This is a genomic window from Faecalibacterium taiwanense (assembly GCF_036632915.2).
Taxonomy (GTDB): Bacteria; Bacillota; Clostridia; order Oscillospirales; family Ruminococcaceae; genus Faecalibacterium; species Faecalibacterium taiwanense.
In genome coordinates, this window is the sequence record NZ_CP155552.1 from 2,606,209 (window position 1) to 2,620,004 (window position 13,796).

At 46.9% G+C, this 13,796-nt stretch carries 10 protein-coding genes and 1 pseudogene; 9 read left to right on the plus strand and 2 right to left on the minus strand.

Translation table 11 applies throughout. The features are described 5' to 3' along the window. Nucleotides 1-115 precede the first annotated feature (115 nt). The 8 genes and pseudogenes from PXT33_RS12885 to PXT33_RS14860 all read left to right on the plus strand — a co-directional run. Entirely contained in the window at nt 116-1,051 is a 936-nt protein-coding gene (locus PXT33_RS12885; RefSeq protein WP_347070367.1) for a P-loop NTPase fold protein, read from the plus strand. Nucleotides 1,052-1,098: 47 nt separating this feature from the next. Next, the gene (locus PXT33_RS12890) at nt 1,099-1,980 is read left to right on the plus strand and encodes a hypothetical protein (protein WP_347070368.1); all 882 of its coding nucleotides are present in this window, start codon (nt 1,099-1,101) and stop codon (nt 1,978-1,980) included. Between the two features lie 3 nt (nt 1,981-1,983). After that, a complete protein-coding gene (locus PXT33_RS12895) occupies nt 1,984-2,673 on the plus strand; it encodes a hypothetical protein (RefSeq protein ID WP_113621483.1) in 690 nt (229 codons plus the stop codon). After that, nucleotides 2,673-4,028, plus strand: coding sequence for a Qat anti-phage system QueC-like protein QatC (gene qatC / locus PXT33_RS12900; protein ID WP_147323026.1), 1,356 nt, complete (start codon nt 2,673-2,675; stop codon nt 4,026-4,028). Before PXT33_RS12895 ends, qatC begins: the two co-directional genes overlap by 1 nt. After that, nucleotides 4,028-4,750 (plus strand): TatD family hydrolase, encoded by a 723-nt coding sequence (locus PXT33_RS12905; protein ID WP_113621481.1) that lies wholly within the window; start codon nt 4,028-4,030, stop codon nt 4,748-4,750. The genes qatC and PXT33_RS12905 overlap by 1 nt, the downstream gene beginning before the upstream one ends. Nucleotides 4,751-4,851: 101 nt before the next feature. Further along, the gene (locus PXT33_RS12910) at nt 4,852-5,958 is read left to right on the plus strand and encodes a hypothetical protein (protein ID WP_332376740.1); all 1,107 of its coding nucleotides are present in this window, start codon (nt 4,852-4,854) and stop codon (nt 5,956-5,958) included. 568 nt (nt 5,959-6,526) lie between these two features. Then, nucleotides 6,527-7,144, plus strand: a complete 618-nt coding sequence (locus PXT33_RS12915) for a Type 1 glutamine amidotransferase-like domain-containing protein (protein ID WP_332376741.1) — start codon at nt 6,527-6,529, stop codon at nt 7,142-7,144. 263 nt (nt 7,145-7,407) lie between these two features. Then, nucleotides 7,408-8,340 (plus strand): annotated as a pseudogene (locus PXT33_RS14860) (recombinase family protein); the annotation flags it as partial. Between the two features lie 689 nt (nt 8,341-9,029). Here the strand turns inward: PXT33_RS14860 and asnA are convergent. Both asnA and eno read right to left on the minus strand, forming a co-directional pair. Then, complete coding sequence (gene asnA / locus PXT33_RS12925; RefSeq protein ID WP_005942692.1) at nt 9,030-10,043, minus strand: aspartate--ammonia ligase; 1,014 nt, start codon at nt 10,041-10,043, stop codon at nt 9,030-9,032. Nucleotides 10,044-10,484: 441 nt separating this feature from the next. Further along, nucleotides 10,485-11,783: a phosphopyruvate hydratase gene (gene eno, locus PXT33_RS12930; protein WP_097781302.1), complete on the minus strand. Its 1,299-nt coding sequence runs from the start codon at nt 11,781-11,783 to the stop codon at nt 10,485-10,487. Nucleotides 11,784-12,171: 388 nt separating this feature from the next. Between eno and PXT33_RS12935 the strand changes: the two genes are divergently transcribed. Next, the gene (locus tag PXT33_RS12935; protein ID WP_332376742.1) at nt 12,172-13,593 is read left to right on the plus strand and encodes an MATE family efflux transporter; all 1,422 of its coding nucleotides are present in this window, start codon (nt 12,172-12,174) and stop codon (nt 13,591-13,593) included. Nucleotides 13,594-13,796: the final 203 nt, after the last annotated feature.

Consider the following 13,796-nt stretch of genomic DNA (forward strand, 5'->3'; position numbering starts at 1 on the left):
TACTGAAAGAAGCGAATGACTTTGATGCTCGTGTGATCAGCTTCTATTCTAGGGGCATTCAAGAGTATTGCCAGCAGCGGTGCAAAGAGTGATTAGATATTGGAGGAATTTGAAAATGTGGTTGGATAATGCTTCAGAAGTAGATATCTTGTTTTATGAACCATATGCAAACGTCATTGCAGACATTTCTCAGAATCCAAATTACAAACCATTAACCATCGGAGTATTTGGAGTCTGGGGTGCTGGAAAATCAACCCTTCTTAAATTGATAAAACAGAAAATTGATGAGAAAGCACAGAAAAAGGAAAAAACATTATGTATTAATATTAATGCTTGGATGTTTGAGGGATATGAAGATGCAAAAGTGGCTTTGATGGAGGCACTTTTGCGTGAAATTAAAGAACACAAAGACATTCCCTCTAAAGTAAAAGACGGCATATCGAAATTATTGAAAAAGCTTGACTTATTTAAACTTGCGACGAAGGCCGTATCGGTAGGGGCACCTCTGATTGCATCGGCTGCAACGGGAAATCCAGTGCCTTTTATGATCAGCATTTCTACGAATGCTGAAGCAATTGGCGAGAGTGTTAAGAATACAGCTAATGCTGTTCAGTCGATTCGGGATGATTATATTAAAACTGACGAAGTAAATGATGAAAATAGTGTTGTTAATAATGTCAGAAAATTCAGAGAAGAATTCCAAAAGGCTCTTGAAGATGATGCAATTGAAAATATTATTGTCTTAATCGATGACTTGGACAGGTGCCAGCCAGATCGAATTATAGAGACATTAGAGGCAATTAAACTTTTCTTGTCAGTAGAAAAAATGACTTTTATTATTGCAGCAGATGAAAATGTTATTCAGTATGCCATAAGAAAAAAGTATCCACCAATTGAAAATTACACAGTGAATTTGGATAAAGAATATATCGAAAAAATTATTCAATTGCCAATTTATATACCAGAACTGTCATCAAAAGATATAGAAAATTATTTGATGTTCTTGGTTGTACAAGAGTACTGCCCAAAGGAGCAGTTTAAAGCTTTTTAGAAAAGATAAAAAAAGAAAAGCTTCTCATATCAGATGATGTTATCGATGTGCAGAAAATAAAGGAAAAGGCGATGGATTTTATTGGAGATGAGAATAAAAGAAAATTTGAAGAAACAGTAGATGTTATTGCCGGAATAAAAGCCATTGTTGCAGGAAATTTAAAAGGTAATCCTAGACAAACAAAACGATTTTTAAATACCTATATAACAAAAAAGAAATTGGCAGAATTGTATTTTGGAACTGATGAAGGTGCTCTTGACACACGAGTATTGGCCAAACTCCTTGTTCTTCAAAAGCTGGATAATGACTTGTTTATACAGTTAAATGAGTGGAATAAAAGATTTACAACGGAAAATGAAGAATTTAAAGCAATGCTTGAGTGCATAGAATCGCCTGATAATGAAAATGAGAAATTTAAAGCATGGAATGTTCCTTCGATAATTAAATGGGTTGAATCTGAGCCAAAACATTTGGAGAAAATACGTTTGGATCGGTATTTCTACTTGACAAGGGAATCTCTAAAAAAGGCAGATGTTGATATTTCAACGCTTTCGGCAGCTGCAAAGGATGTCCTGGAACATATTGGAAGAGCAGCGCGCGGATTGATGCCTCAGATTGTAGAGAAGATAGCGGCTTTGAACGCGGTTGATCAGTCAAAGGTTTTCGAGGTCGTCACTCCTAAAATCAAGAAGGGTGAAATTGAGTTTTATATTATAAGAAGCTTGTTTGTGAATTTTGAGGCGTATAGAGATAAAATCTGTAATGCATTGGAAGGATATTCGAAAAAGATAACGCTTGGAAGTGTACCGGCGATTAGAGAAATGAGAGCAGCAGATTTAAAAAAGGTAGATGATCTTCTTGCTACTTGGGAAAAATCGGGGATACTTGAAAAAAAGATTATAGAAGAAATAAAAAAAGAAGGAAAATAAAAAATGGGAACTTCTAAAGGATATATTCCGCCGACTAAACCAGAATGGAGTAATGCCAAAAGGGCTATATCATCTTTTTTACGAAATCGGGATGCAGATTCAAGAGTAAACGCTATTCAGAAATTTGGTGAGGCAATGAGTTCTGGAGCTGCAGTTGGCACTACATCATTTGCCAACGCTGCTGGTAATATTTTGGGGTTTGCCTATGATATTAGACAGCAGGGCTTAGAACAAGGTTTGATCGATTTTGGTCGATCAGATTTAATTGGAAAATCTTCGAATGAAATATTGCATGAACTACTTTATCAATTTACAAATAATTCCTCTTCGCTAGAAGATTCATTAGCGGCAGATTCACTATCTCAGGCTCTTGATAATTTGCAAATAGATTCCGTAGATCAATTGGGAAATGTGGATTTGGACAGTTTGTTAAGAGAAATGGTTACCTCATTTGTGCAGATCAGTTTCGATGTGAATTTTGAAGAGAAAATAGGAAAAGGTCGTACAAGTAACGAAAAATTTGAGATATTAGATGAAATGCATTCATACATAGCTGATGCACTACATGATTCATTGTCTGATAAGGAAATAAAGCAAATTAATCTTAAGGACATCGGTGCAGCAAATGTTGTTAAAGAGGCATTGAACGAAGCATATGATGTATGTGCGCGTTTTTATGGGGGGACAGCCTAATGAAATTTTGGATAAAAAAAGAAAACGATGCGGACCCGGACATTGAATGGAATGACGCTTATATTCTTACATTAAACAGGGACTCAAAAAGCACTATCTATTCTGGATTGCCCAATATATGGTATCATTTGGGTCAGCAAAGAATGAATTCGATTTACGAAGATTTATTTGTAATAGGACTTAGTGTGTTTGCCTTAGATAAAAGGATTTCGAGAAGTCTATTTTTGGATTCATGGACACGAAAAATAGAGGTTTCTATTCCAGTTTTAGAGCGGGACAAATGGGATAATTGTAAAATCCAATGGAGCAAGATTCTTTCTTTTTTGACAGGAGATGAGTGGAAGGTTTCTTTTCGGCAGGCGACTACGGAATACGGTTCGCATAAGAACAAAAATAGAAAATATATAGATTTATCTGGATGCGATTGTGTTAGCTTGTTCTCTGGAGGTCTGGACTCATATTGCGGTGCGATAAAACTATTGCAAGAAGGACACTCTCCAGTATTGGTTGGGCATAATGAATATCCAAAGCTTCGTTATATTCAAGAACAATTCTGTGAAAATTTCAACGAATGCTTTCCTTCCCAAAAATCAGTTTTTCTTGGCTTTACCGCTGGAGCAAGAGCGCCATTTAAGACGGATGAGCAGTTGTGCAGAGTGGAAAATACTTCTAGAGGACGTTCTTTACTGTTTTTATGTGCGGCGGTTTCTATTGCTGGCATCATGGGAAAACAAGTTCCGGTGTATATACCTGAGAATGGATTCATTGGCTTAAATGTGGCTCTTACAAATGGCCGAAAAGGATCCTGTAGTACTAGGACAACGCACCCTTATTTTTTAAATTCACTAAATGAGCTGATTGCAAGTGTTGGAATTCAAAACCATATTTCTAATTTCTTTGCTTTTAACACCAAACGAGAAATTGTGAATATGGTTTCCGAAACAGATGCATTTAAAAGGTGCTATAAAAATACTATTTCATGCTCGCATCCATGTGTAGCTAGATACAATCGTGTGGGTTCTAGAGAATATCCTGTAAACTGTGGATTTTGTTACCCTTGTATTATTCGGAAGAGCTCTTTACAAGATGTTGAGTCGAAAGAAAATGAGGTCAGAAAGGCATCGGAATTCATTGAAGCAGAAGCGGATAAAAACAAATCTGCAGATCTATTTGCGGTTTTAAGTAGTATTCATAGATACAAAAATTTTTCGGATAAAGAGATTGAAAGATTGATTCGTTGTACGGGAAAACTTGATTTTGAAGAAGTTCAAGCATTTAAACGAGTCTATAAACAAGGTATGAATGATTTGATTGAATATTTTTCAGATGATTCGAAAATAGAAGCATATATGTAATGATGAACTTAATAGATACACATTTCCATTTGGATCATTATAAAAACTATCTGGAGATGGCCAGAAATATTACAGAACTAAAACAGTATACAATCTGTGTAACAAATTCACCTGGTGTTTTTTGGACGTGCAAAAATCAAATTACAGAGACAAAATATTTAAAGTTTGCTATAGGCTTTCATCCGCAGGAGTCGACATTAGATGAAAATGATATAAAAGATTTTATGAGACTTATAATGTTGACTAATTATATTGGCGAAGTAGGATTAGATTATTCGGCGAAATCGTATATGGACAAACAACTTCAATTAAGATTTTTTGAACAGATTGTGGAGCTTTGCGCTTCGGAAAATAAGTTGATGACGATACATATCAGGGGAGCAGAAGAAGATGCTATTCGTATTTTGGCAAAATACAATCCCCAAAAAGCAATTGTGCATTGGTATACGGGAAATCGCGACCATATGTTGAAATTAGTGGATTTAGGTTGCTATTTTTCGATAAACACAAACATGGTAAATAGTTGTAATGCGGAAAAATATCACTTGTTGCCTTTAGAACGGCTTTTAATAGAATCTGATGGCCCGTACACGAGAGTTAATAAGAAAAAGTATGTTCCTTCTCTTCTGCGGGATGCTTATGATGAAATATCAGTCTTCTATAAGAACTTTGATATGATCAGTAATATTTATGAAAACTTCAAAAGAATACTATCGGTTTAGATTAATAAAGATAGAATATATTCTAATATATTGCTATATAGAAGTTACAGCAGGAATGGTATGATACAAGAAAAATAGATGTGTGAAACTGGAAGAAAGTAATGAATGAGGTAATAGTCTATCATATCATGCACACGGAAAGATGTGTGGCACAGGTGAGCACGGCTGGTGAGTGCAAAATTTATTTTGAAGATTTTATGCTCTACGGTCTAGTGCTGAAAGAATCGAATGACTTTGACGCTCGAATCAATAATGTGATCAGCTTCTATTCTTGGCGTGCATCCAGACTGATACCGTACGACCGTACTTATGCAAAGGAAATCTTGAATAGCATTGGTGTGTCCCAGAGCAATACGGATAGGGAACGTGCCTGGATTACGCTTTCTTACCATTGCTTATCTTTGTTGGATGTGTTCTGGGTAAAAGCAGAAAATGAGACAGTTCGGTTCGAGGAGATCAACCTTTACACGCATTCTCTGGGCAATGACTTTGTGGATATTGCACTGTGTGGACATCAGAAGACTGTAACAAATGCCCATTTTCTGGCTGATGATTTGTCCACGGGTGGATGCTACCCCAAGGCGTGGGTGCACAAAGAGGATGGCTTTTACCTTTATAAAGGCGGTGGAAGAAACGCTGTTGAGCGCGAAGTGCTGGCAAGTAAAATTTGCCGATGCTTTGACTGCCATCAGGTTCTGTATGGGCAGGGGATGTTTGAGAACGAGCCAGTTTCCATCAGCAAAATTATGACTTCACAGCGGTATAGCCTTGTGACGTATGCAGCCTATGATGTCTACTGCACAAACCGTGATTGGAATACGCTGGATAAAATTCTGGAACTGGATGCTCACGGATACTATATGATGAACATTCTGGATTATCTGGTGGGCAACACTGACCGCCATTGGGAAAACTGGGGCCTGTTGGTGGACAATGAGACGAATCAACCTATCCGTCTGCATGACCTGATGGACTTTAATCGAGCGTTCCAGCAGTATAACACGCTGGAAGGTGCAAACTGCCTGACTGTTGGAAAGCGGCATTTGAGCCAGAGAGAAGCGGCTATGGAGGCAGTACAAGCGATTGGCCTAAACCAGATTTGCGATGTAGAGAGTTCTGTATTTGTTGGATATGAGCAATATGGCGAAATGTTCAGCAGCAGATTGGAAGAAAGGACCTCTGAATTTGTGCGAGATTGCGGTGAATGAAAACTACCGTTTGTAGCAGATCTGTAGCAAATCGAGCCTATTTAACGAATCATCGTTCTAAAAACAGAAAAGTCATCATGCATCACACGCAGGGGGTCTGGGGTTCGAGTCCCTAATTCTCCACCATACAGTTCGTACTCGAACCCGATTCTTTACGAGAAAGGGTTCGGGTACGTTTTTTGTTTATCGGAGGTTCTGCGGAGGGACTACTCGGAACGGTAAACGAGCAAAGGCAGGGTATCACTATGATAGTGGTATCCTGCCTTTTGCTTTGAGGAATCAAGTTCGCTTTGTGCGAACTTGGTCGTCCCCCTATATGGCGCGTTTGGGGGTAGTCGCTGCGTACGTGCGTACCGGGAGCCTGTACACCTCTGACAAGGTGTAACACACTAGACTTTGTGCCAAAGTCTGTGTGCCAAGGGGCCAAGCCCCTTAGAATCCCTGCGGAGCGTGTACGCACGTACGCAGAAAAATGGCAAAATTTCACTATATCGGGGTGTTCTTTCATGGTGGAGTGTGGTATACTCGGCTTAGCCCAGTAAATCGGAGTTTGACGAGGTAAAAGAATATGAATAGAAAACATCTATTTCTTACATCTGCAGGGTTGACCGATAAGATGAAAGAGAAATTCTTTGATATTATTGGAAAGTGTCCGAAGGATGTGAAAGTGCTTTATATTCCAACAGCTGGCATTGAAACAGATGGTGCAAGAGAGTCGCTTGCAATATGTTTTCATGAACTCTTTCTAATGGGAATTCAGTACGAAAATATATTAGTGTACAATCTGGAATTAATTCTTTCAAAAGACTATCAAAGAACCTATTCTTCGTATGTTACAACCCCGTTTATGCTTACAAGGCTATTAACTTTTGAAGAATTAAACCAATTTGATGCTGTTTTTGTCAGTGGTGGTGATGTATCTGTGCTTTGTCGTGAAATGTCTAGAACTGGTTTTGATAGAATACTTAATAATGCAATTAAAAACGGACTTATATATGTCGGAATCAGTGCAGGAAGTATGTATGCGGCGGGAAATTTAACAGATGGATTACATATTATTGACAATCCTATTATCCCCCATTGGAATGGTTCTGAAACAACAGTATTACCGAACGGCAAAGATGAGATTAAGCTTGCTGATGGAAAAGCTGTTTATGTAGAGGATAATTACATGAGTGTAATATGATGCACATGTAGGATTAGTCAAATTCCAGTTTGCCGTACTCGTTCCAGCAGGGTTTGGGGCAGGCACGCCCCAACAAGAAGCTGTCCCAAAGGGGCAAGAATTTTCAAGAATTGAAAATTTGTGGCCACGGGACGATTCTTGCTCTCACCTTTTTCGCTGCGTTTCGCAATTTTCGCATTTCACTCTGCTCGCAGATTGTTGACAAGCTGCGCTTGACCCGATACTATAAAGGCAAGTCGAATACACGCCAAGGAGGTGCAACCATGACCGCCGTAATCTACGCCCGCTATTCATCCGACAGCCAGCGAGAAGCGTCCATTGAGGGACAGTTGCGCGACTGCAAGGCCTACGCCGAGAAGAACGGCATCACCGTGGTCGGCACCTACATTGACCGTGCCTACTCTGCCAAAACGGATGATCGCCCAGACTTTCAGCGGATGATCAAGGATAGCGGAAAGAAAATCTTCGATGTGGTTCTGGTCTGGAAACTGGACCGCTTTGCCCGGAACCGCTACGATGCCGTGAACTACAAGTACCAGCTGGAAAAGAACGGTGTCCATCTGGTGTCTGCCATGGAACCCATCTCGCAGGGACCTGAAGGAATTATGGTGGAAAGTATGCTGATTGGCATGGCGGAATACTATTCCGCCGAGCTCGCCCTGAAAGTGGCGCGCGGTGAGCGCGAAAACGCCCTCCAGTGCAAGTACAACGGCGGTATGGTGCCGCTGGGCTTCACCATTGGCAAGGAGGACAGGCTGTACCATATCGACCCGGAGACGGCTCCCATCGTGCAGGAGATCTTCAGACGGTATGCCGACGGCGAACCGGCCGAGAAGATTGCAGCATCCCTGAACGAGCGCGGTCTGCGTACCCGCACCGGGAAGCCGTTCGTGAAGAACAGCTTCTTCCAGATCTTCCGCAACCGCCGCTACATCGGCGAATACCGATACAAGGACATTGTGACGCCGGGCGGCATCCCGGCTATTGTTGATCAGGACTTGTTCGACCGGGTGCAGCAGCGTTTCGAGCAAAACAGGATCGCCCACGGTCGGCCTGCAAAAGAGGATGTGAGCTATCTGCTGACCACCAAGCTGTTCTGTGGCAAGTGCGGCACCCTGATGGGCGGCGAAAGCGGCACCAGCCACATGGGGAACACCTACTATTATTACAAGTGCGGCAACGCCAAACGCCACGGCAAGGCGCACTGCGACCTGAAAGCCATCCGCAAGGAGCCGCTGGAACGGTTCGTGGTGGATACCGCCATTAAGGTGATTTTCAGCGATGAAATCATCGAACGGCTGATAGATTTGGTCATGGAAGCCCAGCAGCAGGAGAACACCCGGCTGCCTGTTCTGAAAGAGCAGCTCCGGGATACGGAGAAACGGCTCGCAAACCTTCTGGAAGCCATTGAACAGGGCATCCTGACCCCGACCACAAAGCAGCGGCTGGACGAGCTGGAAGCCCGGAAAGAAGCCCTGAACACCAGCATTCTGGAAGAAGAGCTGACAAAGCCCGTCCTGACCCGTGAGTGGATTCGGTTCTGGCTTGAAAAATTCCGCAAGGGTGACGTGGGCAGCACGGAACACCAGCGGCAGATCATAGATACCTTTGTCAACTCGGTCTACGTCTTTGACGACCGGGTCGTGCTCAATTTCAACTTCACGGACGATGCCAAAACGGTCACCCGTGAGGAAGTGTTGGGTTCGAGTGCTGTGGACAATGCTCCACCACGAGTCCCCAGACCTTTGGTCTGGGGACTTTTTTCGTGGTGGGCGGTACAGGACTCGAACAATTTCTCCCCGGATACAGGCAGAAAGCGAACAAAGGCAGGGTACCACCATGAAGGTGGTACCCTGCCTTTTGAATCTTTGTGTGGAAAACCTGCTTACAGCAGCGGGATGCCTGCCTTGGCGCAGGCTTCGCGGGTGGCTGCGTCCCAGACGCTGGCCTGCACTTCGCCAATGTGGGCGCTGCCCAGCAGCAGCATGCACAGGCGGCTCTGGCCGATGCCGCCGCCGATGGAGTAAGGCAGCTCACCGTTCAGTACGGCCTTGTGGAAGGGCAGGGCGCGGCGGTCGTCGCAGCCAGCCATGGTCAGCTGCTTGTCCATGCTTTCAGGGCTGACGCGGATGCCCATGCTGCTCAGCTCATAGCTGCACTGCAGCGGGTCGTTCCAGAACAGCAGATCGCCGTTCAGATCCCAGTCGTCATAGTCGGGGGCACGGCCGTCATGGGGCTTACCGCTCTTCAGCGGAGCGCCGATCTTCATCAGGAAGGTGGTGCCGTGCTCCTTCACAAAGGCGTTCTCACGCTCCTTCGGGGTCAGGTCCGGGTACTGGTCCTCCAGCTCCTGCGTGGTGATGAAGGTGACGTTGGGGCTGTGCAGCGGCAGCTCCTGCAGCTGGGGGAACATGGCGTGCAGGTTCATCTCGGTGGCGCAGACAGCGGACACGATGGAGCGCACCACACTCTTGAGGTAAGCCTCGTTGCGGTCTTCCAGACGGATCACCTTTTCCCAGTCCCACTGGTCCACATAGATGGAGTGCAGGTTATCCAGATCTTCGTCGCGGCGGATCGCGTTCATATCGCAGTACAGGCCCTTGCCCACACGGAAATCGTAGTCCTTCAGGGCCTTGCGCTTCCACTTTGCCAGTGACTGCACCACCTGTGCCTCAATGCCGCTTTCCTTGATATCAAAGGTGACCTTGCGCTCGACACCGTTCAGGTCGTCGTTCAGACCGGTGGATGCTTCCAGAAACAGCGGAGCAGACACGCGGTACAGGTTCAGTGTGGCGCACAGGGTGTCGGCAAACAGACGCTTGACCGTACCAATGGCGCGCTGCGTGTCGTACAGGTTCAGCGCAGGCGTATAGTTTGCCGGGATGATGGTTTTGCTCATAACAAAAACCCCTCTTCTGTTGGATTCTGGCCCTGATTTCCCAGTACAGGGCACGGCTTTTAAACCGAAAAATACTGGTTTCATTATGGCATATTTTTTTAAGAAAGTAAAGTGAGAAGGCAAAAAAAGAGACCGCCGGTAAGGCAGTCCCGTTTCCGCAGTGAGAAGGGCGGCTTTGCATCAGCCGAAAAGCCCCTTCAGCAGGATCAGCAGCACTTTTACAAACTCGCCGGTGCCCAGCAGCTTGTACAGAGAGATCAGAGTAGATAACATGAATGTTTTGCTCCTTTTTTGCAATTTCGGGCCAAAATGCCCGGCATGCACTGAATACGGCTGGGCAGAGCAGCGGATTGCAGGAAAAAATTGGGAGAAAACAAAACGGCACCCGTGCCGCTGCAAAAGCAGTACGGGTGCCGGAAGATCAATTGGTTTTCAACAGCTTCAGCGCTTTACGTTGAAAGCTGCCATGCCGGGGTAAACGGCGCTGCCGCCCAGCTGCTCCTCAATGCGCAGCAGCTGGTTGTACTTTGCAACACGCTCGGTACGGCTGGGAGCACCGGTCTTGATCTGGCAGGTATTCAGCGCCACGGCCAGATCGGCAATGGTGGTGTCCTCGGTCTCGCCGGAGCGGTGAGAGCTGATGGCGGTGTAACCGGCCTTGTGGGCCATCTTGATGGCCTCCAGCGTCTCGGAAACAGAGCCGATCTGGTTCAGTTTGATCAGGATTGCGTTGCCTGCACCCAGCCCGATGCCCTTGGCCAGACGCTCGGTGTTGGTCACAAAGAGGTCGTCGCCCACCAGCTGGACCTTGCCGCCCAACTCGCGGGTCATCTCCTGCCAGCCTTCCCAGTCCTCTTCATCCAGGCCGTCCTCGATGGAGATGATGGGGTATTTTTCCACCAGACTCTTCCAGTGTGCGATCAGCTCGCTGGAGGTGAACTCGGTGCCGGCCTTGGGCAGCTTGTAGAAGCCCTTGCCCTTGGGGCTCTTCCACTCGGAGGACGCGGCATCCATAGCCAGCATGAAGTCCTTGCCGGGCACGTAACCAGCCTTTTCGATGGCGGCCAGAATGGTCTCAATGGTCTCCTCGTCGCTGGACAGGTTGGGGGCAAAGCCGCCCTCATCGCCCACGGAGGTAGCCAGCCCCTTGGCCTTCAAGATGGAAGCCAGCGCGTGGAATACCTCCGCGCACCAGCGCAGTGCCTCCTTGAAGGAAGGTGCGCCGACCGGCATGATCATGAACTCCTGCGTATCCACGGTGTTGGTGGCGTGTGCGCCGCCGTTCAGAATGTTCATCATGGGCACGGGCAGGCGGTTGCCGTTCACACCGCCCAGAAAGCGGTACAGCGGCATATCCAGAGAAGCAGCGGCTGCACGGCAGGCGGCAATGGACACGGCCAGAATGGCGTTTGCGCCCAGATTGGATTTATCTTTGGTGCCGTCGGCCTTGATCATGGCAGCGTCGATGGCGTAGATGTCGGAGGCATCCATGCCCACAACAGCATCAGCAATGACGGTGTTGATGTTCTCAACAGCCTTGGTCACGCCCTTGCCCAGATAGCGGCCCTTATCGCCGTCCCGCAGCTCCAGAGCTTCAAACTCACCAGTGGATGCGCCGGAAGGTGCGCAGCCGCGTGCCACAGTGCCGTCGGCCAGAGTGATCTCCGCTTCCACGGTGGGGTTGCCGCGGGAGTCCAGGATCTCGCGGCCTACAACAGATTCAATTTCCAGATCGTTCATCTCGAAAACCTCCTGAATATCATTTCCTTCCCTGTGCTGCCCGGGGCGGGCAGACGGGTGACGGCCAATTATGATAGTTATGTCTAACTAACCAATAGTATCCTACCACGCTTTCCGGCCCGGTGCAAGAGCCGATGCGCATGTTTGTGGATGTAAACTTTTTAAGGGGCAAAAAACGGCAGCTGATGGGGCAGAACATTCCGGCAAAGCAGGAAACAGCTGGTCTTTACAGTCTGCCCACTGGCAGCAGCGGGGATGCATCATACTTATCATATTAATTTCATATGGCAGATATACTAAAATTTTTCTTTACTTTTTGTCAGGATGACTCTATACTGTTTTTGGTTCTAATATGTTTCTTTATGGTAGATAGAGGAGGATTTTCTATATGAATAAGGATCTGACGGTCGGCAAGCCGTCACAGGTTTTGTGGCAGTTCTGCCTGCCCATGTTCGGCAGCATCATCTTCCAGCAGCTGTACAACATTGCCGACAGCCTCGTTGCAGGCAAGTTCATCGGCGAGAATGCACTGGCTGCTGTGGGCAACAGCTACGAGATCACCCTGATCTTCATTGCATTTGCCTTTGGCTGCAACATTGGCTGCTCGGTCATCGTGTCCCGCTACTTTGGCGCAAAGGACTACGATGAGATGAAGACTTCGGTCTACACTTCCCTGATCGGCTCTGCCGTGCTGTGCGCCGTGCTGATGCTGATCGGCCTTGTGGGCTGCCACAGCCTGCTGGAGCTCATCAACACCCCGGAGGAGATCCTTGCGGATTCTTCGCTGTATCTGGATATCTACGTGCTGGGCCTGCCCTTCATGTTCTTCTACAACATCGCCACCGGCATCTTCTCCGCTCTGGGCGACAGCAAAACGCCCTTCTATTTTCTGGCAGTCTCGTCCCTGTCCAACATCGGCGTGGACATCCTGTTCGTGGCCGGTCTCAAGATGGGCGTAGCCGGTGTGGCATGGGCCACCTTCCTGTGTCAGGGTGTGAGCTGCGTGCTGGCCATGGTGGTGGTGTTCCGCCGCATCAGCGCCTTCAAATCCAAGAACAAGGTCGTGCTGTTCTCCTGGAACATGCTGGGCAAGGTGGCCGTGGTGGCTATCCCCAGCATCCTGCAGCAGAGCTTCGTCTCTGTGGGCAACATCATCCTGCAGAGCGTCATCAACACCTTTGGTGCCAGCGTCATTGCAGGCTACTCTGCAGCCGTCAAGCTGAACAACATGGTCATCACTTCCTTTACCACGCTGGGCAACGGCATCTCCAACTACACCTCCCAGAACATGGGCGCGGGCAAGATGGACCGTGTGCACAAGGGCTTTGGCGCAGGCCGCAATCTGGTGTGGATCATCTGCGTGCCCATCGTGCTCCTGTACTTCTTCTTCGGCCGCTTCCTGCTGCTGCTGTTCATGAATGACCCGCAGGGTCCGGCCATCGACACCGGTATGCTGTTCCTGCGTATCCTGTCTCCCTTCTATTTTGTGGTGTCGCTCAAGCTGGTCACTGACGGCATCCTGCGCGGCTGCGGCATGATGGTGCGCTTTATGATCGCCACCTTCTCCGACCTGATCCTGCGCGTGGGCATCGCCATTGTGCTGAGCAGCACTGCTCTGGGCAGCACGGGCATCTGGATGGCATGGCCCGTGGGCTGGTGCATCGGCACCGGCCTGTCGCTGGTGTTCTACTTCACCGCCATCCGCAAGGTCCTTGCAGAGTCTCCGGCCGAAGCGGAAGCAGAGGGCAAAGCTGCCGAGGCACGTGCAGAGGCCGAGTTCGCCGCAGATGCCGAAATGGAGACCCTGTAACCCTTTTGCAACTTGTGAATTGTGTTCACCTGACACACAAACAAAATGAAACAATTGAAATAGTGCACAAAACAGACCCACTGCTTTTGGCTATTTTGGCAACAAAGTCCACAAAATGCCCCTGAAAGTATGGACGGTTTGTGAATTGCGGATTTTGGCTCACAGGTCTATAATATTGATAACGAAGCAAGGTCGCTTTGAGG

Excerpts from the sequence above, each read along its gene's own strand:
- eno (WP_097781302.1), bottom strand. The coding sequence starts at position 11,783 with ATGAACGATCTGGAAATTGAATCTGTTGTAGGCCGCGAGATCCTGGAC.
- asnA (WP_005942692.1), bottom strand. The coding sequence starts at position 10,043 with ATGAGCAAAACCATCATCCCGGCAAACTATACGCCTGCGCTGAACCTG.
- PXT33_RS12915 (WP_332376741.1), top strand. The coding sequence starts at position 6,527 with ATGAATAGAAAACATCTATTTCTTACATCTGCAGGGTTGACCGATAAG.
- qatC (WP_147323026.1), top strand. The coding sequence starts at position 2,673 with ATGAAATTTTGGATAAAAAAAGAAAACGATGCGGACCCGGACATTGAA.
- PXT33_RS12910 (WP_332376740.1), top strand. The coding sequence starts at position 4,852 with ATGAATGAGGTAATAGTCTATCATATCATGCACACGGAAAGATGTGTG.
- PXT33_RS12905 (WP_113621481.1), top strand. The coding sequence starts at position 4,028 with ATGATGAACTTAATAGATACACATTTCCATTTGGATCATTATAAAAAC.
- PXT33_RS12935 (WP_332376742.1), top strand. The coding sequence starts at position 12,172 with ATGAATAAGGATCTGACGGTCGGCAAGCCGTCACAGGTTTTGTGGCAG.
- PXT33_RS12885 (WP_347070367.1), top strand. The coding sequence starts at position 116 with ATGTGGTTGGATAATGCTTCAGAAGTAGATATCTTGTTTTATGAACCA.
- PXT33_RS12895 (WP_113621483.1), top strand. The coding sequence starts at position 1,984 with ATGGGAACTTCTAAAGGATATATTCCGCCGACTAAACCAGAATGGAGT.